Genomic DNA, 20,987 nt, shown 5'->3' on the forward strand with positions numbered 1-20,987 from the left:
TTTAAATTTTTGATATATACTATTAGAAAATTTGTGCTAATTGGACTGAATTCGTTTTATTGTAATTCTAATTTTGAGCATTGTTAGAGGTAATCAACAAGACCTTAACATAATATTATGTACTTTGGTAACTTTAACTTTTAACCAACCAATGTCATCAACCATTAATCAAAATCCTGAGCAAATAGCGCGCGACAGAATCGATACAATGTTGCGAGAAGCAGGATGGACAGTTCAGTCCAAAAATAAAGTTGATTTATCTGTTAGTAGAGGAGTTACTGTGCGCGAATACCTTATAGATGTTGGACCTGCCGATTATGTGCTTTTTGTAAACCGTAAACCAGTCGGAATAATAGGAGCAAAGCGCGAAGATGAAGGACACCGCCTTACGGGTGTCGAGGATCCATCTTCTAACTATGCCAATGCCAAATTAAAATACCTAAATAACGATCCTTTGCCTTTCGTTTATGAAAGCACAGGTACCATAACAAGATTTATAGATTACCGAGATCCTAAACCTCGAGTACGCAACGTGCTTTGGTTCCATAAACCAGAAACAATTGCCGATTGGCTAAAGAAAGGAAAAAGCCTTCGTAAAAGATTATTGTCACTTCCTGATGTCGACGAAACAGGACTCCGTCCTGCTCAAATTGTAGCTGTTAACAATCTAGAGCATTCTTTTAAAAAGAACCGCCCCAAAGCTTTAATACAAATGGCCACGGGTGCCGGCAAAACATTAACGGCAGCAACCTTTGTATACCGGTTGTTAAAACATGCAGATGCCAAACGTATCCTGTTTTTAGTAGATACCAAAAACCTTGGAGAACAGGCAGAACAGGAATTTATGACCTTTCAGCCCAATGACGATAACCGGAAATTAACCGAATTATACAATGTGCAATTGTAGACAAAAAGATGGATTTAATAAAAAGTATGTGGGTTATTGGATTATTTCTAAATCCGGAGGAGTTCATTATCTGAACGAGAATCAAAAAGGAGCGGTGAAAGCAGGATTAAATCTAAGTGACCTAAAAACTTTTCCTGTACCGATCTGCTCAATTAAAGAACAACACCAAATCGTCCAAGAATCGAATCCCGTCTATCCGTTTGCGATAACGTAGAAACGGGCATCAAAGAAAGCTTAATAAAAGCCCAAGCACTGCGTCAAAGTATTCTTAAAAAAGTATTAGAGGGCCAGTTGTTAAATGATGATGAAATTGCGAAATGTAAGGCAGATAAAGATTACGAACATGCCAGTGGTTTGATGGAGAGGATAAAATCAGAAAGGAAATGATGCATTTGGAATGGAGAATTAGGAATAAAAAAAATGATAGAATCGAGTTGTCGCATTTTTTGCAACAACTTAAAAAGCTAAATTAGCAACTATCGCAAAATAGGCGACAGTTCAAAAAAAGTGGTAGGTCAAGATTTCCGACACACCACTTAAAAACATAAAAATAAATAAAAGTGTTAGGTGCAAATTTTGCACCTAACACTAAAGACAACAAATGAAAGAGCAAAACCAAATAGAGATATATCAAGATAAGGAAACTGGTATTACTGTAGATGTAAAACTAGATGGAGAAACTGTTTGGTTGGATCAATATCAACTTGAAGCTCTTTTTGATACGGATAGAACTTCCATTGGTCGTCATTTAAGAAATATTTATAAATCTAATGAATTAGATAAAGAAACAACTAGTGCAAAAATTGCACAAGTTCAACAAGAAGGAGATAGAGACGTAAAAAGAAATATTAATGTTTATAACCTTGACGCAATTCTATCAGTAGGATATAGAGTTAATTCTAAAAAAGGAACTGCTTTTAGAATATGGGCAAATTGTGTTTTAAAAGACTATTTAGTTAAAGGCCATGCCATTAATGAAAAACGTTTAGCTCAAAAAGAACAAGAAGTAAAACTATTAAAAGATGGCATTCAAATTTTATCCCGAACCGTTGGGAGGGCCATTGAAGGTAAGTTAGCAGATGATGAATGGCTAGCTGTCTTCGCCAAAGGTTTAAGTTTATTGGATGATTATGACCACGAACAATTAGATGCCCAAGGTTTAACCACAAGAGAAGCAGAATACCCAAGTTTGGAAGACTATCACAAATTGATCAATCAAATGCTAACAGAGTTTGATTCAGATGTTTTTGGTAAAGAAAAAGATAAAAGCTTTGAAAGTTCCGTTGCCCAAATTGCAAAAGGATTCGGAGCGGATGATTTTTATCCCACATTGGAAGACAAAGCAGCCATGCTTCTATATTTGGTAGTAAAAAACCATTCGTTTGTAGATGGAAATAAACGCATTGCAGCAGCTTGTTTTTTAAAATTTTTACAGCAAAACAATATGCTTTTTAATAAGCAACAGCAACCCATAATCAGTAACGATACACTAGCCAGTTTGACACTTTTTATTGCTTCTAGCAAACCAGAAGAAATGGAGACCGTAAAGCGATTGGTAATTAGTGTGTTAAATAGAAATACATAAAATTACCGACTCGACAATAATATCAAAAATATGGAACTATTGACCAATTAAATAGACGCGAAAGTAACTTAACACACTCGGAGAACAATTAAAGAATGAAAGATTAGTAATTGGCGAATCCGAATTTCAAAAACCTTATGACGCATTAAAACTTACTTATGCTAAAAAGAAATCTATGAACTTAATGCTAAAAGTTATGTGTTCTATAAGCAAAGACTTTTTTCAAAAGGTTTGTTAATTGATAATGGAATGAATACAATTGGAGGCGCTCCTTTTCGACAGGCTCAGTCAACTTTCAGCGTTTAAGGGTACACGCTTGAACCAGAATCCTAACATAAAAAACAAATTTAAAAGAATGAAAAAAATCACATTGACCCTAATCTTCTGCGGACTAACCTTAATCGGAAAATCCCAAACTGTAAGTGTCGAAAAATCAATTTTCGGAATACAAACTGGTTTTTTATGAATTTGGGTACAAAATGAATCAAAATTAACCAATCTCATTGCGTTGAGAAGCGAAATTGGTCTCGATACAGGGGTTTCCATAAGCGATGGCAATAATATAACGGGATTTCTGCTCACGCCTGTCTTAACACTCGAACCTAGATGGTATTACAATTTGAACAAGCGAGCAAGTAAATCAAGACGGACAGATGGAAACAGCGGAAATTTCATCTCAATAAAGACCACATATCATCCTGATTGGTTTGTCATTTCTAATGAAAGTAACCTTAATTTTATTACTGATATTTCTATTATACCAACTTGGGGAATTAGGAGGAATATCGGTGATCATTTTAATTACGAAGCAGGATTCGGCGTTGGTTATTTGCATTACTTTAAAAAAGACAACGTAATTTTTATAAGTGAACCTGATGTTGCAGTGAATTTACATTTGCGCATTGGATATCGGTTTTAAAATGTAAAGGACATAACAAGTTCGATTATATTGAGGTTAGGTCAGTCGCACTCCTGATTACTCGATTGGAAAGTTATGATCGTGCAAATTTGAAGTTGCTACTCATCACACGCAACCAAATCACTGATTTTGTATCTATTATAAAAAACGACAGCCTAATGCAAAGCAAAATCTACATTATTACATTACTTTTAATCAGCAGCTTCATATTTTCCTGCTCATCAGATGACGATTTGAATTATCAAAGTGACTTTGAAAAGAGTCAAAACGTTTGGTTGGATTTTAAAGAATCATCGGATAATTCTTATAAATATACCGTTGGTTCAGGATCTTGGGCTGGTTCGTATAAGGAAACTACCATAAGCGTGTCTAATGGTGTGATTATTGAACGATATTTTAAATATACCATTACTGACGGACTATCAGAAGATATTCCAAAAGAGGAATTAGAATGGACTGAAAACGAAAATGAAATTGGTATTCACCAAAATGGAGCAGAACCTATTACACTAGACGAGGTTTATGAAAAAGCCCAACAAGATTGGCTAATTAAAAGAAATAATACCCAAACATATTTTGAAACTGAAAACAACGGAATAATCTCAACTTGTGGATATCGAGATAAAAATTGTGTGGATGACTGTTTTATTGGAATAAATATTAAAAGCATCGAAACCTTATAAATCTGCATAACATCTTAGTCTAAAAGATGTCCATCAGTACAAACTTGATAAATGAAAAAGACTCTGATTTTTGAAGAAATTTTAAAATAAAAAGGAATTCAATAAAATCTAGGTAGAAAAACCTCGGGTTGATAAGAATCATGTCAGCGAGAATTTCACAAACAAAATTTTGATTTCTAACACCAAATTAATTGAATACAACAGACCACAAATTGGATTTATTATAATTTAAGAAACGATATCTAAAAACTATGACCAATGAAAACAATTATTACGTTATTCTTGTCAATCGTAATTTTATCATCTTGTTCTAATGATAATTCGAATTTAGATACCCAAGAGTTTATTCCTGGAGAAGTTTCAGTTGGAATAAAGAGTGGAACAGATATTAATGAGGTATTTGACTTCATAAACCAATTTGAACTCGAAGTTGATAATGTTAACTCATTATCTTTTACGTCTAACTTACCACCTGATAGCCTACAGTATGTCTTAGACAATTTAAACGAAAAAGATTATACAAATGATGGCGTAAACTGGTTCGTAACTGGTTATTTACATGCTCAAACTAACGAAATATGGATATTCCCAAGACTTTTTGATATGAATAATATCGATTATCAACAAGACTGGCTAATATCAATGGACCAATTAGAACTGAACCACAAACACAATGTAGAATTGAATAGTGGTATCATTCGGTTCAAAGTTATGGAAGGTCAAGAGTCTGAATGGAAAAAGCAGTTCGAAAGCTTTGATATAGTCGATTGGGCCGAATTGAATTACGTTGCGGATATTGAATTAAATTAGGATTAAAAAATTGTGTGCTTAACCATTTATAGATTATTGCTTGGACTGAGCATGCTTGGGATCCCGATAGCTACTGGGAGTGGGTTTTTCAAAACCAAATTTTTTTAGAGAGGTTCGGTGCTAATAGAGCGCGCTTTAAATCAAACTTTTGATATTCAAGTGGACCAAGTCTAAATACAAAATTATTGCTGAACCAATCCAAATAATGATCAACGAAAAAAATTAAAAAGACACTTTTTCCCTAGGATCTCTAACCGTTACTTTCCATTCTGCGTCCAGCCTTACCAGTTTAAATACTCCAGGCGTTTTATCGTAAGCCGTCGAATACTTTATCCATGCTACGTTGCTTGCGGTGTTTTCATCAATGAGTTTAAAATCAGTTTCTGAGCTTTTTGGTTTGACAAACATTTTCTGGAAGTTTGAATAGGTCACAAAACCTTTAGTTGTTGTATGTTTTGTGAGTGTGGCTTCATCGCCTTGATAAAAGCTTTCTGCGACTATTTCTGCAATTGCAGATGGCGATGAGTCATTCGTTCCCGAACAGGAAATAAACAGCAATATAAGCGAGCAAAAGAATATTCTTTTCATAACAGTATCAGTTTGGATTATTAATATATCTATGTGATATTTTCAATTCAATATTACGTTCGCCATCTTTTTCGTTCAGTTCCAAAATTGCCCTACGGTCATTGGACAATGAAAACTTGGGCATCACATAAACGAATCGAACCGTTTCATTTTCTACAATTTTAGTAGGCAAATTATACTTAAAAAGAGGTTCTTGATATAGCCGCTGTAACGATTTCTTTTTTCCTTTTTGTCTTGTTTCAACGGATAGATTCAAGAAATTCAAATCATAATCCAAAGTAGAATTATTCTCAACCTGAATAACAAAGTAGAGGGCTGACTTATCAAAAACAATATTTTCAACACTTAAAACGATGCCTTCGTTTTGTTTCTTAATCCGACCGATGCGCTGTTTTCTATCCAGAAGATACCTACAGAATTTTTCATAATAATACGTACCGTAATCAACACTTTTCTCAGTGGTTTCAACAGGGATCGAATCCTTTACTTTTGGCTTTTCATTCCCAATACTACTAGAGATTGGAATGAAATAATTGAGCTTTGAAAGTTTTTCTTTATACCCTATAATATACGAAAAAACGGAGCCATCTTTATTGACTATCAGAAGATTGCTTTCTTTCCCCGGTTTTGCCTGGAGCAATCCAAAATACTGTTCTTTTTCACGATTGTAAGTAAAGACAAAATTCTCTGCCCCAGTTATTCCCTGTCGAATAGGTTCAGGAAAAAATAGCGCAACGTTTTTGGTGTCATTGGCATAAATAGTGTCCAGAACTTGGGATGCTTGCATTGAATCTTGTGCTGAGCAAAGTTGTGATACAAACGTGCAAATTAGAAGAGCAGAAATAATCATATAGTTTTTCATAAGAGTCGGATTTAGAAGATCAAATAGGCCTATGGCCTTGGTTTAAGAATCAATTTGTAATTATTAAGTACAGTTACTTTAACGCTTCGATTGTTGCGTTTAAGCACCTTAGTAATTCCATTGACTTGCGGAACTGATGGGATGTTGATATCGCCAATGATATCATCCAAAACTTCATTGGTGGCTTCAGCGCGGAAATTGTTTTCGACATAAATTCCTTCACTGCCATCTTGTAGATCGAAAGCTTTGAGCTTTATGGGATGATGATCGATATTCTCAATATTAATCAAAGCGCGATTAGGCTGAAAGGTGATGAATCCGAAGACGACCGTATTCTTTGGCATCAGTCTATTGTTGATTTTTGCCGCTGTTGTGAGACGCATTCTTAATCTGGCATTTGCCTTTACAATTTGATCCCCATCTACAACTACATAAATGCTCTCATCGGTATGGCCGAGTGTGGCACTATCATTTGGCTTTGGCGAAGCGGCGAAAAAAAGTTGATGTTCCAATCCGAGCTCTTTGGCTTGAATTTTTTGTTCCGTCTTGATTTCGACGGAATCAATCTGTTTTGCATCCATTCGAGTCACTTTTACTTGTTTAAAGTTTTGATAGCGTTTCTCGGAGTATTGGATTTTACCGGAGTTGTAAATACTATCTACAATGCGTTCTTTTTCTCGTTGTGGCAAATCGGGATCGTAAAAGCCCAAAGAATCAATCAGTTTTTCATTATAGATACTGGGTGCATTGGTCTCGCGAACCTCTTTAAGGTCATTAATGGCATCCAATTTTGAATCATACTGTTTTTGGTTTTCTTTCAAATCTGGGATTAAGGTTTGCTTAAGGTTCTCATTTTCACTTTTGTCATCTCCCATGATCAGGAGTGAATAGGAAATAAGGAAAATGAAAATCACTGCCAATACTGCAGCAAAGACTATTTTATTTTTTTCTATTTTCATTTTGAATTTTTTTTAGAGTGTTTTCGAAGTAATCGGTAATCAATAATCCGTGTGGATTGTTGGGGAAGTTTCGGTCAACCATGATCAGGTTTCCTTTGGAAATCAATTCATAAGTGTCGGTTATGACGCCTCTGTTGATTTCAAAAATGGTAGTGGTCGTGAAACTATATTTTCCATTCTCTTCATTTAGATTGGAATCCATACGGAGCACTTTTTGAACCAATGAGTATTGTAATAATCGATTATAGACGCCATCCGCTTTTTTCTGACGATAGAGGTTGTCTACGGAACTATTCCCTAGCCAAAGCGCTTTTTTTAAATTTCGTTCATAATTGCTCGCATCAATATTATAAAAGTAATTGTGGAACTGTTCTAAATGTGCCAATGCTTCAACAGCGAAATTTTCCTTCTGAGAAACGAGTTTCAGTGGAATGACACTGCCATCTGTGTTGATGGCGAACGCACTATTAACGGCATTTTTATTGGTCGTAAAAGCCATCCAAAGCGAGAAGGAGCTTGATAAAAATGCACAAACGATAACGGCTAAAACGATGAGCCGGTTTAACTTTAGGATGCCATATATATTTCTGTACGGAGTTTTCATTTAAATTGGTTTAACTATTGAACAATCTGAGTGTGAATGACGTGGCACGGCTGTATAATTTGAATTTCAGAATTACTATAAAAAAAACTGAGCCCAGCTGTACCACAGGAGCAAAAAAGCCTTGACCTACATCCGTTCCAAAAAGACTTGGCCAAAAATTTGTATTGATTTCAGTATAGATGGCGTTAATGAATATGTTGACCAAAAAGAATGCTGGTACCAGCATATAAACCGCCGCGTATAATTTGAAAAAAGAATAGGCAAGTGATCTGAATTTTTCAAATACGGCCAAGCTAATGACCAATGGAAAAAATGCTTGCATAATTCCCAGTAGAAAATAGCGTTCGGCTAAAAACAGCGGATAAATAAATAAATCCAAAATCCAAAGAAAGAGACTGATTATAAAAGCCAATATCTTAAAACCATATAGCGGCGTTATCAATGCTTCATAAAGTAATGTCATCGCATTTTTTGCGACATCAAAAAGATGTATGTCTTCTTCTATTGGAAGGTCCTGTAATTGCAAGGGAAGTAAAGCAGGAGCGGTGGCACGATATTGGCCTTCAATTGCGACCAGGATACCATCAAAGAACCCTAATACTTGAGTTGAGAATATGACCAATAGAACTATTGCAAAATTCTTTGCGAGTTCTCCTGGAGTCAATCCCCAAGTATAGCCGTCCTTATCGGCAACACCTTCATTATATTTTTTGAGAATATTGACCAGGAAAAATAGTACAGCGAGTGTCTTCATGCCTGCAATAGTGTATTGTGAGAAACTACTGTTCTGTATCGTTTGGAAAACCGTATCGATGTATTCCAATCCTATTCCTAAAATGAAAGTTGCGGTCATCTCTAATATTCTGTTTCACGGTTATTAATTTTGTCCTGCATTTTCCGAAATGAAATGATATCCTTATAGCGTTTTGTTTTGGTTTTAATATTGGAAACCATTTCCGTAGATTCCAGTTCTTTTTCTTTTAGAATTGCTGTACGTTCCGCATCGGTCATTTTTAGATAATCGCTCGATAGAATTTCGTCTATAAAATCGAGTGTATTTAAAGAGTTTTCAACAATCGAAGTGAAGGATTGTGACACCCTTGATACTTCATCAGGTTTTATGAAAGGACTGTCTAAAATGTCCCTCAAATCATTTTGCATCACCTTGAGAAGGCGTTGGTTATTCCTTCCAATTTCTCGAACTGCGTTTAATTGCTTGACCACATCATTGACCTTTTCAATATTTTCTTTTTGGGTTTTTAGAAACTGTACGGTTTTGATAATGTTTGCGGTCTGTTTGCCGGATTCTATCAATTGTTTTACCAAGCTGATAAAATTGGTGTTGTCATACGTGGGCATTCCCTGGCACACAGCGCGTGCAGGCAATAAAAAGGTTATAATGAGTATAATTAACAGCGTTGCTGTTTTTGTTTTACCCACAACCTTTCTATTGTTAAAGTGTTCCTGAATTTTCATTGCGTTTTTCATAGTATTAGGATTTAGAAGTGAATTCCTTTATAGCCAATTCCATATTATTGGTCTTTTTATAAATGGCCATTATGGCCTCGTTTTCCTGTCCATCGGTTAGATAGGCGGCATACACTTCCTTGGGAACTTCAAGCCTAAAAATGTTGCTTTCCTTGCCGATTTTGATAAACATCTCGGTATACTTCCGTGGACCGGAAAGATTGTTTTTGATGGATTTCAATTGGTTTAAATCGTGGCTGGAAAGATTGAGCCGTTTAACCAGTTCAGTATATCCTTTTTCATTGTTCAGACTGTAAATGACCTGTGTGTTTTCAAGGATGCTTGCAGATACTGAGTTATTTGGAAGCTGATTAATGGATTGCAGAATAATCCCGATAGCACCATTTTGTTTACGTATGGCCTGGTAATAGAATTCCACACTTTCCAGAACATTTTCGAACTTCAGTTGTTTGGCAAATTCATCAAATAGGATGATGCCTTTTTCAGCACGATTTTTCCAGATGGTGCGTTGGATTGCTGATTTAATTAGTTTCAACATTACGGACAGGATTTCCTTGTTATCCTTGACTTCATCTAGTTCAAAAATGATCAAACGTTTATCCTCGATTTTATAGGTCTGGTCTTCGCTAACTTCAAACAGAAAACTATAGAGACCATCGCCGACATATTCAGACATAACGTGCAAGAAGCTCTTGACGTTAAAATAATCGGGATGGATTTTAAGGGTGTCCAGAAGATCTTCCTGATTCCTTTCCATAAAATTGTAGAAACCTTCCAAGGAATGGTTTTTTGAAGTGCTGTCATAATAATGACGCAGGATCTTTTTGACGGAAACCGATTGTGCCTTGGTCACTTTAAGGTCTGAAGCAAACAATTCAAAAAGAAATACTGATAAATCTTCAAGAAGTTCAGGAGCTAAGTCAGATATATTGCTGATGTAAAATGGATTAATACCCAGATTCTTTCCACTCTCATAACGCAGTACGGTATACTGTTCAGGATACAATTTTGCGAATTTCGTATATGAGCCCCCCAAGTCGATAATGACCAGACGAACGCCACTTTCAAAATATTGACGCAGGATATTATTCGCCAGAAAGGATTTGCCCTCGCCTGTCGGAGCGAATATGGCAAAGTTCCGGGCTTTGATGCGTTTCTTACGGTCATCCCAAACATCCTTTAAGACAGGGATGTTGTGTGCTCTATCGTTGAAAATAATTCCTGTAGGGTCCGATTTGTAATTGGTATTATTGATGAACAGGCAGAGTGCATGTTTCAAATCCGTCACATACATATCGGTATTGCTGAAATTTGAAGAAAAGCAGCAATAACTGTTCTGTATATAGTTCTTTCGTTCTTCGCCTCTTGGATAGTAGGGGATGATATCCAATTCTTTGAATTCAGTCTTAATTTTAGAACCTATCCGAGCTAAATTTTCTGGATTTTTATCCCAATAAATGATATTGAGATGACCACGGATAATGCGCGAATTATCATCGGCATTAATCTGGTCAAGGATGTGTTGGATTTTGCCGAGAACAACTTTGTTCTGTGAGCCAAAATTTGAACTTTTATTCAGTTCCTCCACCTTCTTATCGAGTAGCTTTCGCCACTTATGTTTGTCGTCCAAATAGATGATCTGGTTAACAATATGGTTTTCATTAAGCGTAAGCCCTAAACCATCAATAAAACCTTGATGAAATACGAAGTCGTCAGAAGTGAATTTCTCATTGGTCTTGCTACTCTGTACACTTTCGCCAAAGCACAGTTCGCTATTGATGGCAAGGGCATCAAAATGGTTTTCGCCAATAGTGACGCTTTTTTTTTCAAGTAAAATATCGGTGTCGAATCCTTCGTTGAATCCGTTGAAATATGAATTTGTCATTTCTTGTATTTGTTCTGATGCTAGCGCAACGAGCTCGATTTTTCGACTGTTATTGATAAAGGAAACAGAATCACTGACAGCACCGATAAAACTTTTTACGTTATCATCCATTTTTTGAACTATGTCCTTGGCAATCTTTCGGAGTGGATTGACGTATTTTGGATTGTTTAATGCTTTGTTCTTGGTAAGTATGAAGAACAGGAAACAACGGTGTTCCATATATTCACGACCCTTAAAATGCTCGTGCGTTGATTTTTCCAAAAAGGTCGAATTTGGTAAGGGTTCGGAAGTATAAGATTTTTTGATGTAAATGTCCTGTTTGTGAACGACCGTTCCAACTGACAACGATTTTAACGCCTGAAACCAGGCACCGTGCACATCTTCAAAATCCTTTTCAGATAATGAGTAAATTTCAGGTAGAGTTGCTTCATAACACAAAACCACATTGCCATTATTGGCAAAGATGATATTGTCCTGGATATCCGCAATCGGACGATATGCTGTAAGGTTAATCTTGTCCATAATTGAAGCCTGAATTTCGTTTGTTACTGATGATACTTGGAAAAGCCTTGGCCATTTGAAATAGTTGTGGGTGGTCCGTAATCCGAATCAAGGTGATGTAGAGCGCTGCATTAAATATCAATATCCCTATAATCATCCCGAAGCTGAATGAGAAGATGATGACCAATAGCGAAGCAAGTATGGCCACCATCATTAACGCAAACAGGGAAATGGGCAGTCCAAAAATGACCGCTCGTTTTCTGATATTTTTATAGATCTCAAATGTTTTCATACCGCTTGGTAATTAAATCTCTCTTAGAGAGTTAGACTACGATTCCTATGAGATAAGTGAAAATACCGACGACAGCTCCTGCAATGAGGACAAAGACTAGAACACGGGTAATCCCTTTTTTTAGATCTGCATTCTCTCCAAAAAAATGTCCTGCGTTAAAAAGGAAACCAATAAGGAATATGACCCCTAAAATGATGGGAAAAATTGTTCGAATGGTGTTGGAGACATCATCAACTGAATCTTCAATACCACCAATTTGTGCAAAAAGCGAAGTGGATAGCAGAGAAAGAAATGTTGCCAAATAGAGTGATTTTTTCATAACGGAAAAATTTAGATTTTTGATTCGTTTTCGTTAGTTTAAATTTACATATATTTGATTATAAAACATTGAAAATCAGTTAATTATAAATAAAATATTGTTTGAATTAATTTGAATTCGGTTGCTGTTAATTGATGTCAAATTCTATGGAATTTTGTAGTAGTGTTGTTGATAACCTGAAAATTGAAAATGAGAAAAGCGCTCAAAAACGTCTGTTTTATGATTTTGCTCTTAAAAATGTGTATCATTTTTGGGCAGGAAACGACAACCAAAAAACGAATTGTAATTGATGTTGGACACGGTGGAAAAGATTCTGGTGCTATCGGAATAAATGGCATCCAAGAAAAGGATGTTGTATTGGAGATTGCGAATGAGATCCTGAAGCTCAACGAACAATCTGAAAAACCGTTGGATATTTATTTGACGAGATATAGCGATACGCTTATTTCGTTATCGGACAGAACCAAGTTGGCGAAACTATTAAAAGCGGATGTGTTTATTTCTTTGCATTGTAACCATTCCAATAATCCTGAGGCAAGGGGTATAGAGGTTTATACTTCAAGAGATCAAGGGAAATATTATATGGAATCCATATTTGTCGCGTATCAAATTGAAAAGATGTTATGCAAAACGGTAGGTTATGAAAGTCGTGGTGTGAAGTTTGCAAATTTTCAGGTTTTGCGAGAAATCAATAATTATTCTGCATCAATGCTTTTGGAACTTGGATTTTTGAGTAATGTCGATGAAGCCAGCTATATTTCAGATACCGATAATATCCAACATATCGCATTGGCCATGCTGCTATCCATACAAAATTAGTAGTATTATGAAAGATATTTTTTTAGAATTAACGAAGAGTTTGAAAACCATTGTTCAGCAATTTATATCTGAAGTAATTTTATTATATAAGTCTTTCAGAAGTTGATTTATTTCCTCTTATCCCCAGCTTTTGTATCAATAGCAATCAAATTAAACAGTTCCTGCATCCTGCTTCGCACCCGATGTCCATAAAATAATTCTAACTCATCTGCACTTAAGTTGGATGTAGCATGTGTTTTGACTTTAGTATTGGTCTCCAAAAAAAGTTCGTAACGGGACAAGAGCACTTCAGCCATCACATTGAGATCCTTTCCACAGCCCACAGGCCTGGAAAATGGAATGACCTATTATCCACCATGTTATGGAAGGATGGAGATATTGAAACAAAATTATTTCCTATTTTTATAAAATACGAATCAGCCTATTTTATAATGCTATCTTTAATAATAAAATTGAAAAGTTGTGTTGTTAAGGAATGACTAATTATATGAGCTTTGGTGTAAAATTCATTTATTATCTGCTCACATTCACTTGAATTAGGTATGAGCAGATCATATTGTTCAGTCTGCAAGATCTTTTTCAATTCCAATCTTAACGCTCCCTCCTTAAAAACCCTCTTTTTCTTAAAATCATCCATTCTTTGCCATCTATTATGAAATGATTGATAATAACCATAGTGCCGAGATAAATAAAGATGAGGTATATTGTTTTCTTGCTCTGAACTGTTTTCAGGTAAAACGGTAAAGAAAGTTACTTCTGAATTCGTTTGTCGTGCAAAATCGACGGTATATGAATAACGCTCATAATCAATATGCTGAATATCGAAAGGATAAAATATTTTTGAAGTCATTAAGTAGCGATTATTAACATTAATATTCCCAAAACATAAAACCAAATTCTTAAGGGAATTATAATTCAGAAAAAAATAAGACAAATCGGTGAATTCCCTCGTGATGTTTATATTCAAGGGTAAACCCATAAAGTTCACAAATTTTACGGTTTATAGCTAAACCAAGACCCATAGATTCCGACGAATACTTATTCTTATGAAAGCGCTTAAAAAGTTTCTCCGGTTCTTCACTTAAAACATCTCCAGAATTTTCAATTACAAATTTTTCATTATCCAAACAAAGAAAAATAAAACCCTCTTCTTTGTTATGCTGGATGGCATTCTTTATAAGGTTTGTAAATAGAATATTAGCCAGAATAGGGTCTAAAATCAAAATTTTATCAATGAGGGTTGTTTTAAGGTCATTTTTTTTAAATGCTATCATCTCCTCAAAGTTGTTCAATACATCTTCAACTATTTCCTTAATATTCAAATTCTGATTTTGATTGAATTCTTGGTTTTCAATTTTAGAAATTAAGGCAAGGGATCTACCTATTTTTGATAATTTAGTGGTTTCTCTATAAGTTGCCTGCACCATTTCTATCTCTCTTTCATCGAGATTTTTACTTTCTAACAACAATTCCATTTTATTTCGCATCACCGCTAATGGTGTTTGCATTTCGTGCGAAACATTTTCATTAAATTCCTTAAGATTTTGAAAATCCAATTCAATTTGGGTTATTAGAGAACTTACTACATTGTTGAGTTCTTTAAACTCGTTCACATCAGAAGTTTCAAAACACACCTTGTTTTTCTTCGTAATATCGTAACTGCGCAGTTTTGTTAAATTCTTAAAGAAAGGATTCCATAAATGTTTTGAGATTTTTTGATTTAAAAAAAACAGACCTGTTAACATTAATAATAAAATTAGCGCTGTTGTAACAAACAGACCTCTAATTAGATCATCGCTATCTAAGAGAATGTTTCTAAGCGTTATTTTATACCTTTCCTTGCCAATAGGGGTGTGAAATTCATAGTTCCTATAGGGGATTAAATCTTTTTCATACATTTCGTAGATTAAGGTATCCTTGAAAACATTGGTGTACGGTAAATTATCCTTAATCGATATTATGTCTACAATATAATTAGAGGATGGAAGTTTTCCTTGTTCTTGAAATGAATAGTTTATGCGTTCGCTTTCATGTTTCAATTTTTCATCTATATCATCATAAACCATAAATTGAATGGAATAGTAAAAAATAATAATCGTCAACAAAGAAAAGAGAGAAAGAAAAATGAAATAGTATTTGCTGGTTTTTTCTAATAACTTCATTCTTGATCACTAAATTTATAGCCTACTCTATAGATAGATTTGATATAGTCTTGTCCACCGAAATCTGAGATTTTTTTTCGCAAATTAGCTAGATGTGTATATATAAAATTAAATGAATCTGAATTTTCTATATGGTCGCCCCAAATATGTTCTGCAATGGCTTCCTTTGTCAGTAAGCGATTTTTATTAGCGATGAAGAAATTGATAATATCATATTCTTTTTGTGTTAGAGTTAAAGCTTGTTCATTTACTAAAACCAAGCGTTTTTCAGGTATTATTTTTATTTCATTGAAAATAATATCGTTGCTACCATTATAAATCTTTCGCCTGTACAGTGCTTTTATCCTGGCATTGAGTTCTGGCAGATAGAAAGGCTTTGTCAAATAATCATCTGCGCCCAATTCCAACCCATTTATTTTATCATCTAAAGCATTCTTTGCCGAAATGACAATGATGCCCACATCAATATTCTCTTGCTTAACTTCTCTTATAATATCCAACCCGCTACCATCTGGTAATGTAATATCAATTACTAATAAATCATATTGAAAATCATTTATTTTTGACAATGCTGATTGATAATCTTTAGCAATCTCGCATACATTGCCTTCACGCTCAAGATACTCTTTAATGTCTTTTAATAATTCTATATTGTCCTCAATAACCAATATTTTCATCAATAAGCATTTTAAATTATAAAAACCACCATTAATTTGTTTGTTTTGATATTTTCTCTGAGGATTGATAGATTTTATTGAATTTCAACTCTAACTTTTCATATAGTTCGTGACCATCTTTAAAAGAGCCACCCTCCTTTAAATAGAAATATAAATTGTCAAAATTAACAATTAGTTCGTTCATTTGTCCTACGGGAACATTTAACTCGTTTTTATATGTCAGCCAATTATTGCTAATCAAACTGTTGGTGTTTTGATTTACATAGCTTAACGCTAGCGAGTGATTTAGATAATTTTCAAGTAAAATTCGTTTTTTCAAACAATCAAACGCAAGAGAAAATGATTTAAGTTCCATAAGTCCTATATACCTTAATTTGTTTTGTGATATCTATTTCTTTTATTATTTGGAATATATTTATACGATCCTTATATAGGTGAATTCTAAATCAAAAAAAGATTTTAAAAATCAAATAAATCACCTAAAAAAGAATCCCGCTTCTTTTTTCTATAATCAGGATGTTTTTGATCAAACTTGGTATATTCTTGTTGTGAATCTTTACTTTGTCGATAGGTTTGAGTATTTTCAGAAGAACGCTCGATAATTTAGTCAAGTTCTCCACGATCTAACCATATACCTCGGCAATCTGGGCAATAGTCAATTTCTACACTTTACGGTCAGTCATTTCTAAGTTCCTAGTACAATTTGGACATTTCATTTTTGAATGTTTTTTATATTATTAGTTCCTCATCTTAATCAGATACCGTAATTAATTGAGAATATTTTGCAATGATTTCATAGTTTTATTCGACATAGAGTCAACCTTGTTTGCAATGGAATCTACCTTGGAACGATTCTTTTCAAATAGAGAATCTAGCTCCTTTATTTTACCTGTTTTTAATTCAACCAAAGAGTCAATATTTTTAAATTTATCTGTTTTTGCAGTTACAATTGAATCAAGTTGCTCTGCTTTGTTACTTAAGCTATCAAGGTTTTCATTAACTTTATTATTCATTTCACTACACGACATTAATAAAAATATCATTATAGACGATAAACTGTATTTTAAAATGTTTTTCATGATTTCCTATTTTATATTTCCTTTTATTAATCCTATTACAATCATTTTATGTTTGAAATTTGGTACTAATGTATAATGTAATTCTTTAGCAAAATATAAGAAGGGTAAGCGTTTTGTTTTTTATTGGAATATAATCCTCAATTTAAAAAAATTACAGTTCACTAATAAAAATCAAAAAAACTACTCCAATCGCGATTCTATAATATCCAAAATGTTTGAATCCGTAATTCTCTACTATTTTTAGAAATATTTTTACCGCAAACCAAGCACTAATAAAAGCAACCAACAAACCAATACCCAATAATTTTAGTTCATAAGCGGAAAAAGAAATTGGTGTTTTAAGCAAATCATAGCCCGTAGCAGCAAACATAGTCGGTATTGCCAATAAGAATGAAAATTCAGTTGCTTGTTTTTTGTTAAAGCCATTGAATACGCCGCCTACGATGCTTGCAGCCGCTCTCGAAGTTCCCGGTATCATTGATAAGCACTGCATAAGCCCTATGTAAAAAGCATTTTTATTTGATATTTGCTCTAAGCTCTTTATTTTACTTTGGGTGTTTACCACCCTTCTGTCAATTAGTATTAAAACTACACCTCCTATAATTAGTGATATAGAAACCACGATAGGATCGAAAAGTACATCCTTAATAAAATCGTATGCCAAAAAACCGATGATGGCAGTGGGAATAAACGCAATAAATAATTTGATGTAAATATCAACACTTTGAAAAAATCGTTTTATATACATTAAAGCTATAGCAAGAACAGCCCCTAACTGAATAACAATTTCGAAAGTTTTTACAAATTCATCATCGTGAATTTTCATTGCCGAAGAGGCGAGAATCATGTGCCCAGTAGATGAAACGGGAAGAAATTCTGTTAGTCCTTCGATGATTGCTATAATTATAGCCTGTAGTACATTCATATTACTCTTGTAAAAATTTATTAGAACTCCATACTTTTAAAGAATCATTTTCTGAAAAAATTAGAAAGCCCTCAATAGCGAGCTTGTCTTCAATAAATTGTTTTGCCTTATTGAGCCCCATTGCCATACAGGCCGTTGCTAGCGCATCTGCCTCGGTTGACGCTTTAGATTTGATGCTGGCGCTCAACAAATGATGCGATACGGGAAAACCTGTTTTCGGGTCTACAATATGAGAATGCTTGTTACCTAGGCTATCTGAATAAAATTTTCTGTAACTTCCTGAAGTGCTTAAACCCACATCGTTCAAATAAACGGTATTTATTACCGCTCTTTCTGACATTGAAGTGGTGCTGCTGGGTTTTTCGATGCCGATGAGCCAGATTTTTCCCCTAGGATTGTTTCCTTTGGCATACATTTCTCCTCCAAGTTCAATCATATAGTTTTTTACACCACTTTTATTTAAAATAGACGCAATTGCATCGATGGTATATCCTTCGCCTAGGGCGCTCAAATCAATTTCAACTCCTGTTTCCGTGGTCTTTATCAGATTTTTTTCAATGGAAATGTTATTCTTAAAATCAGTCAATTTTAGTAATTGAACAACTTTTGAGGTATCTATTTCAGCCCTATTCTCAAATCCATTTTTCCATTCACTTATTAAAGGATAAATAGCTGGATTAAAATATCCGTTTGATTGGTTATAATAGTATTGTGCCTTTTTGAGCATATCCACAAAAGTAGGCGATGGGTCTTTATAAACCCCTGTTCTGTTTAAAACAGAGATTTGCGAATTTTTATCATAGGTATTGGCCGCACGGTCAACTGCTTTAAAAACAGAGTCTATTTGTTTTGAAAAATCAATATGAGAATCAATTTGAATGTTATATTCTGTACCAAAAACCACTCCTTGTAGTGTTTTGTAGGTTTCTTTGTTATTAGTTTTACAACTCACTAAAAACAACAACACAACTACACAAAAAAAGTAGATAGCTCCTTTCATTTACAACCAGTTTTTACGTCTAAAAAACAGCAACGTAATTAAAGAGGAAAGTACCATAAAACCAATAGCAAATGGATATCCCCAAGTTTTGTCCAATTCTGGCATATACTTAAAATTCATACCATACATACTGGCTATTAAGGTGGGTGCCATAAAAATAACAGTAACTACCGTGAAAATTTTTATGATTTGGTTTTGCTCTATATCAACTAAACCAAGAAAGGTGTTTTGAAGAAATTCGAGCCTGTCGAAATTAAAATTAGTGTGTTCTAATAAAGAACCATAATCTTTTATTATTATTCGTATGGTGTCATATTTATCTGTTGAAAAAAAATAAGTTTTAAAAGTGGCGGACAGTATTCTTTGCTTTTCTATAATATTTTCACGTATGGATATGGTGGTTTCTTGTAAGGCGGTTATTTTATCCGTTGTGCTTTTTATAAAGTCCGCATCAAAATCAATACTTATCTCGAGTAGGGTCAAAAAAACATCAATACCGTTTTTAGGTCGATACGGCTTTATTTTATGATAATAGGCATGAGAAAAAGTTTTATAATCCTTTTGACGTTGGTTAATTAAAAAATTGTCTTTTAAAATAGATGATATGGGTTCATTTATGAAGTTTTCATTTTCGGTGCTTAAAAAATTAAGATTTATGCCTATCTCATTATCAGATTCAATATATTTTGAACTGGATTCAATTTCTTCTCTTTCTTGCCGTGTAAATAGCTCTATTTTTAGCGTTGTTTCTTCGAAATTTTTATCTTCTTCTGTTGGGTCAATCAAATTAATCCAAATACAGTTGGAAGCCACAGCATCTAATCCGGATGTTATTTTCAGTTGCCCATTTTCTCTACTTGTGAATTTTATCATTTGACCGCTGTCTTAACTTTTTAGAAATCCCATAACTTACGCTTGTCATTATTGTTTAATAATAAGATAAGTTATATACATTGCGTAAGTAATTATAAAAAACATTCCATTCCAGCGGTCAATATGGTTTTTCTTACCTATTACTAATGCTATAATTAAAAAACTGCTTGCAAGTAATACGGTTAAAATGTCTGTATTATTTTCTGCGGCAAAAGGTAACGGCTTGATTAAAGAGCTTATTCCCAAAATCCACAGTAAATTGAAGATATTTGAACCTACAACATTACCTATTGCAATATCTGTGTTTTTGCGGTATGCAGCAACGGCAGAGGTGGCTAATTCAGGTAAGGAGGTTCCAACCGCTACAATAGTCAATCCTATAAATGATTCGCTTAATCCATACATTTTAGCAAAAACTATTGCTCCATCAACAATCCACTTACCTCCAAAAAACAAGCCCAAGCAGCCCAAAACGATATATAAAATGGATTTATTGGTTGAGTACCTAATTATGTCATCTGTTGAAATAGTAATGTCTTTTTCTTTCGATAATTTAAAGATATAGGCCATAAAAAGCAAAAAGAAAAATAAAAGCAGTATGCCATCCCAAAAACTCAATTCGTGCTTTACAGTATCAAAAGGTAATTCAGAATTAACAAGAAAGCCTACAAGTAATATAGCAGCTATAGAGAAAGGTATTTCTGAAAAAACTGTACTGTTTTTTAGCGGTAATGGATAAATTATCGCTGAAATACCAATAATCAATAATATATTAGAAATATTACTTCCAAGAATATTTCCTACAGCTATACCTGCACTGCCCTCTATACTCGCCATAATATTTACAATCAATTCAGGCATTGATGTGCCAAAGGATACTATCGTTAAGCCTATAACTAAATCTGACCAACCAAAAGTCTTTGCGATAGAAGAGGCTCCTTTAACTAATATATCTGCCCCTTTAATTAAAAGAGCAAAGCCCAAAACGAAGAGTGTTATTGTAATTACCATAAAATAGTGTCTATTAAAAGAGTTTTTTTTGATTCCTGA

General features: G+C 34.1%; 25 protein-coding genes and 1 pseudogene. 6 read left to right on the forward strand and 20 right to left on the reverse strand.

What is annotated here, in order from left to right:
• Nucleotides 1-151: 151 nt before the first annotated feature.
• From JEM65_RS08580 to JEM65_RS08600, 5 genes are all read left to right on the forward strand, one after another.
• Nucleotides 152-907: a DEAD/DEAH box helicase family protein gene (locus tag JEM65_RS08580; protein ID WP_199598551.1), complete on the forward strand. Its 756-nt coding sequence runs from the start codon at nucleotides 152-154 to the stop codon at nucleotides 905-907.
• Between the two features lie 601 nt (nucleotides 908-1,508).
• Nucleotides 1,509-2,492 (forward strand): virulence protein RhuM/Fic/DOC family protein, encoded by a 984-nt coding sequence (gene rhuM / locus JEM65_RS08585; protein WP_199598553.1) that lies wholly within the window; start codon nucleotides 1,509-1,511, stop codon nucleotides 2,490-2,492.
• Nucleotides 2,493-3,000: 508 nt separating this feature from the next.
• The gene (locus JEM65_RS08590) at nucleotides 3,001-3,411 is read left to right on the forward strand and encodes a hypothetical protein (RefSeq protein ID WP_233530585.1); all 411 of its coding nucleotides are present in this window, start codon (nucleotides 3,001-3,003) and stop codon (nucleotides 3,409-3,411) included.
• A gap of 158 nt (nucleotides 3,412-3,569) precedes the next feature.
• Complete coding sequence (locus JEM65_RS08595; protein WP_199598555.1) at nucleotides 3,570-4,094, forward strand: hypothetical protein; 525 nt, start codon at nucleotides 3,570-3,572, stop codon at nucleotides 4,092-4,094.
• A 258-nt stretch (nucleotides 4,095-4,352) separates the two neighbouring features.
• Nucleotides 4,353-4,904, forward strand: coding sequence for a hypothetical protein (locus JEM65_RS08600; protein WP_199598557.1), 552 nt, complete (start codon nucleotides 4,353-4,355; stop codon nucleotides 4,902-4,904).
• 222 nt (nucleotides 4,905-5,126) lie between these two features.
• Here JEM65_RS08600 and JEM65_RS08605 read toward each other — a convergent pair whose 3' ends face one another.
• The 9 genes from JEM65_RS08605 to JEM65_RS08645 are packed head-to-tail and all read right to left on the reverse strand — an operon-like array spanning nucleotide 5,127 to nucleotide 12,402.
• Complete coding sequence (locus JEM65_RS08605) at nucleotides 5,127-5,492, reverse strand: hypothetical protein (protein ID WP_199598558.1); 366 nt, start codon at nucleotides 5,490-5,492, stop codon at nucleotides 5,127-5,129.
• A gap of 7 nt (nucleotides 5,493-5,499) precedes the next feature.
• The gene (locus JEM65_RS08610; protein WP_199598559.1) at nucleotides 5,500-6,354 is read right to left on the reverse strand and encodes a DUF4138 domain-containing protein; all 855 of its coding nucleotides are present in this window, start codon (nucleotides 6,352-6,354) and stop codon (nucleotides 5,500-5,502) included.
• A 29-nt stretch (nucleotides 6,355-6,383) separates the two neighbouring features.
• Nucleotides 6,384-7,313 carry a conjugative transposon protein TraM gene (gene traM, locus JEM65_RS08615; RefSeq protein ID WP_199598560.1) on the reverse strand — a complete coding sequence of 310 codons (930 nt, stop codon included), beginning with the start codon at nucleotides 7,311-7,313 and terminating at the stop codon, nucleotides 6,384-6,386.
• Complete coding sequence (locus JEM65_RS08620; RefSeq protein ID WP_199598561.1) at nucleotides 7,294-7,917, reverse strand: conjugal transfer protein TraK; 624 nt, start codon at nucleotides 7,915-7,917, stop codon at nucleotides 7,294-7,296. The genes traM and JEM65_RS08620 overlap by 20 nt, the downstream gene beginning before the upstream one ends.
• Before the next feature lie 10 nt (nucleotides 7,918-7,927).
• Entirely contained in the window at nucleotides 7,928-8,770 is an 843-nt protein-coding gene (locus JEM65_RS08625) for a hypothetical protein (protein WP_199598562.1), read from the reverse strand.
• 2 nt (nucleotides 8,771-8,772) lie between these two features.
• Nucleotides 8,773-9,405, reverse strand: coding sequence for a conjugal transfer protein (locus JEM65_RS08630; RefSeq protein ID WP_199598563.1), 633 nt, complete (start codon nucleotides 9,403-9,405; stop codon nucleotides 8,773-8,775).
• A 4-nt stretch (nucleotides 9,406-9,409) separates the two neighbouring features.
• Entirely contained in the window at nucleotides 9,410-11,812 is a 2,403-nt protein-coding gene (locus JEM65_RS08635; RefSeq protein ID WP_199598565.1) for a TraG family conjugative transposon ATPase, read from the reverse strand.
• A complete protein-coding gene (locus JEM65_RS08640; protein WP_199598567.1) occupies nucleotides 11,799-12,083 on the reverse strand; it encodes a hypothetical protein in 285 nt (94 codons plus the stop codon). The genes JEM65_RS08635 and JEM65_RS08640 overlap by 14 nt, the downstream gene beginning before the upstream one ends.
• 31 nt (nucleotides 12,084-12,114) lie before the next feature.
• The gene (locus tag JEM65_RS08645; RefSeq protein ID WP_199598569.1) at nucleotides 12,115-12,402 is read right to left on the reverse strand and encodes a hypothetical protein; all 288 of its coding nucleotides are present in this window, start codon (nucleotides 12,400-12,402) and stop codon (nucleotides 12,115-12,117) included.
• A gap of 189 nt (nucleotides 12,403-12,591) precedes the next feature.
• Between JEM65_RS08645 and JEM65_RS08650 the strand changes: the two genes are divergently transcribed.
• Nucleotides 12,592-13,221, forward strand: coding sequence for an N-acetylmuramoyl-L-alanine amidase family protein (locus JEM65_RS08650; RefSeq protein WP_199598571.1), 630 nt, complete (start codon nucleotides 12,592-12,594; stop codon nucleotides 13,219-13,221).
• Nucleotides 13,222-13,328: 107 nt separating this feature from the next.
• On the opposite strand, the pseudogene JEM65_RS08655 reads toward JEM65_RS08650, so the two are convergent.
• The 11 genes and pseudogenes from JEM65_RS08655 to JEM65_RS08705 form a co-directional block, all read right to left on the reverse strand.
• Nucleotides 13,329-13,535, reverse strand: a pseudogene (locus tag JEM65_RS08655) (ATPase); the annotation flags it as partial.
• Nucleotides 13,536-13,642: 107 nt separating this feature from the next.
• On the reverse strand, nucleotides 13,643-14,071 hold the full coding sequence (locus JEM65_RS08660) for a hypothetical protein (protein WP_199598573.1): 429 nt from the start codon (nucleotides 14,069-14,071) through the stop codon (nucleotides 13,643-13,645).
• 58 nt (nucleotides 14,072-14,129) lie between these two features.
• Nucleotides 14,130-15,383: a sensor histidine kinase gene (locus JEM65_RS08665; RefSeq protein ID WP_199598575.1), complete on the reverse strand. Its 1,254-nt coding sequence runs from the start codon at nucleotides 15,381-15,383 to the stop codon at nucleotides 14,130-14,132.
• Nucleotides 15,380-16,060 carry a response regulator transcription factor gene (locus JEM65_RS08670; protein ID WP_199598577.1) on the reverse strand — a complete coding sequence of 227 codons (681 nt, stop codon included), beginning with the start codon at nucleotides 16,058-16,060 and terminating at the stop codon, nucleotides 15,380-15,382. The genes JEM65_RS08665 and JEM65_RS08670 overlap by 4 nt, the downstream gene beginning before the upstream one ends.
• Nucleotides 16,061-16,091: 31 nt before the next feature.
• Nucleotides 16,092-16,415 (reverse strand): hypothetical protein, encoded by a 324-nt coding sequence (locus JEM65_RS08675; RefSeq protein WP_199598579.1) that lies wholly within the window; start codon nucleotides 16,413-16,415, stop codon nucleotides 16,092-16,094.
• Between the two features lie 248 nt (nucleotides 16,416-16,663).
• Entirely contained in the window at nucleotides 16,664-16,720 is a 57-nt protein-coding gene (locus JEM65_RS23075; RefSeq protein ID WP_199598621.1) for a zf-TFIIB domain-containing protein, read from the reverse strand.
• Nucleotides 16,721-16,827: 107 nt separating this feature from the next.
• Nucleotides 16,828-17,139 (reverse strand): hypothetical protein, encoded by a 312-nt coding sequence (locus JEM65_RS08685; RefSeq protein WP_199598580.1) that lies wholly within the window; start codon nucleotides 17,137-17,139, stop codon nucleotides 16,828-16,830.
• 151 nt (nucleotides 17,140-17,290) lie between these two features.
• Entirely contained in the window at nucleotides 17,291-18,064 is a 774-nt protein-coding gene (locus JEM65_RS08690; protein ID WP_199598581.1) for an undecaprenyl-diphosphate phosphatase, read from the reverse strand.
• Between the two features lies 1 nt (nucleotide 18,065).
• Nucleotides 18,066-19,064 carry an FAD:protein FMN transferase gene (locus tag JEM65_RS08695; protein ID WP_199598582.1) on the reverse strand — a complete coding sequence of 333 codons (999 nt, stop codon included), beginning with the start codon at nucleotides 19,062-19,064 and terminating at the stop codon, nucleotides 18,066-18,068.
• Nucleotides 19,065-19,937 (reverse strand): CorA family divalent cation transporter, encoded by an 873-nt coding sequence (locus tag JEM65_RS08700; protein ID WP_199598583.1) that lies wholly within the window; start codon nucleotides 19,935-19,937, stop codon nucleotides 19,065-19,067.
• A gap of 48 nt (nucleotides 19,938-19,985) precedes the next feature.
• Nucleotides 19,986-20,948, reverse strand: coding sequence for a calcium/sodium antiporter (locus JEM65_RS08705; RefSeq protein WP_199598585.1), 963 nt, complete (start codon nucleotides 20,946-20,948; stop codon nucleotides 19,986-19,988).
• Between the last annotated feature and the right edge of the window lie 39 nt (nucleotides 20,949-20,987).

Origin of the sequence: Gelidibacter salicanalis (genome assembly GCF_016469035.1) — a bacterium.
In the GTDB taxonomy this organism is placed as follows: domain Bacteria; phylum Bacteroidota; class Bacteroidia; order Flavobacteriales; family Flavobacteriaceae; genus Gelidibacter; species Gelidibacter salicanalis_A.

Excerpts from the sequence above, each read along its gene's own strand:
- JEM65_RS08580 (WP_199598551.1), top strand. The coding sequence starts at position 152 with ATGTCATCAACCATTAATCAAAATCCTGAGCAAATAGCGCGCGACAGA.
- rhuM (WP_199598553.1), top strand. The coding sequence starts at position 1,509 with ATGAAAGAGCAAAACCAAATAGAGATATATCAAGATAAGGAAACTGGT.
- JEM65_RS08595 (WP_199598555.1), top strand. The coding sequence starts at position 3,570 with ATGCAAAGCAAAATCTACATTATTACATTACTTTTAATCAGCAGCTTC.
- JEM65_RS08600 (WP_199598557.1), top strand. The coding sequence starts at position 4,353 with ATGAAAACAATTATTACGTTATTCTTGTCAATCGTAATTTTATCATCT.
- JEM65_RS08605 (WP_199598558.1), bottom strand. The coding sequence starts at position 5,492 with ATGAAAAGAATATTCTTTTGCTCGCTTATATTGCTGTTTATTTCCTGT.
- JEM65_RS08610 (WP_199598559.1), bottom strand. The coding sequence starts at position 6,354 with ATGAAAAACTATATGATTATTTCTGCTCTTCTAATTTGCACGTTTGTA.
- traM (WP_199598560.1), bottom strand. The coding sequence starts at position 7,313 with ATGAAAATAGAAAAAAATAAAATAGTCTTTGCTGCAGTATTGGCAGTG.
- JEM65_RS08620 (WP_199598561.1), bottom strand. The coding sequence starts at position 7,917 with ATGAAAACTCCGTACAGAAATATATATGGCATCCTAAAGTTAAACCGG.
- JEM65_RS08625 (WP_199598562.1), bottom strand. The coding sequence starts at position 8,770 with ATGACCGCAACTTTCATTTTAGGAATAGGATTGGAATACATCGATACG.
- JEM65_RS08630 (WP_199598563.1), bottom strand. The coding sequence starts at position 9,405 with ATGAAAAACGCAATGAAAATTCAGGAACACTTTAACAATAGAAAGGTT.
- JEM65_RS08635 (WP_199598565.1), bottom strand. The coding sequence starts at position 11,812 with ATGGACAAGATTAACCTTACAGCATATCGTCCGATTGCGGATATCCAG.
- JEM65_RS08640 (WP_199598567.1), bottom strand. The coding sequence starts at position 12,083 with ATGAAAACATTTGAGATCTATAAAAATATCAGAAAACGAGCGGTCATT.
- JEM65_RS08645 (WP_199598569.1), bottom strand. The coding sequence starts at position 12,402 with ATGAAAAAATCACTCTATTTGGCAACATTTCTTTCTCTGCTATCCACT.
- JEM65_RS08650 (WP_199598571.1), top strand. The coding sequence starts at position 12,592 with ATGAGAAAAGCGCTCAAAAACGTCTGTTTTATGATTTTGCTCTTAAAA.
- JEM65_RS08660 (WP_199598573.1), bottom strand. The coding sequence starts at position 14,071 with ATGACTTCAAAAATATTTTATCCTTTCGATATTCAGCATATTGATTAT.
- JEM65_RS08665 (WP_199598575.1), bottom strand. The coding sequence starts at position 15,383 with ATGAAGTTATTAGAAAAAACCAGCAAATACTATTTCATTTTTCTTTCT.
- JEM65_RS08670 (WP_199598577.1), bottom strand. The coding sequence starts at position 16,060 with ATGAAAATATTGGTTATTGAGGACAATATAGAATTATTAAAAGACATT.
- JEM65_RS08675 (WP_199598579.1), bottom strand. The coding sequence starts at position 16,415 with ATGGAACTTAAATCATTTTCTCTTGCGTTTGATTGTTTGAAAAAACGA.
- JEM65_RS08685 (WP_199598580.1), bottom strand. The coding sequence starts at position 17,139 with ATGAAAAACATTTTAAAATACAGTTTATCGTCTATAATGATATTTTTA.
- JEM65_RS08690 (WP_199598581.1), bottom strand. The coding sequence starts at position 18,064 with ATGAATGTACTACAGGCTATAATTATAGCAATCATCGAAGGACTAACA.
- JEM65_RS08695 (WP_199598582.1), bottom strand. The coding sequence starts at position 19,064 with ATGAAAGGAGCTATCTACTTTTTTTGTGTAGTTGTGTTGTTGTTTTTA.
- JEM65_RS08700 (WP_199598583.1), bottom strand. The coding sequence starts at position 19,937 with ATGATAAAATTCACAAGTAGAGAAAATGGGCAACTGAAAATAACATCC.
- JEM65_RS08705 (WP_199598585.1), bottom strand. The coding sequence starts at position 20,948 with ATGGTAATTACAATAACACTCTTCGTTTTGGGCTTTGCTCTTTTAATT.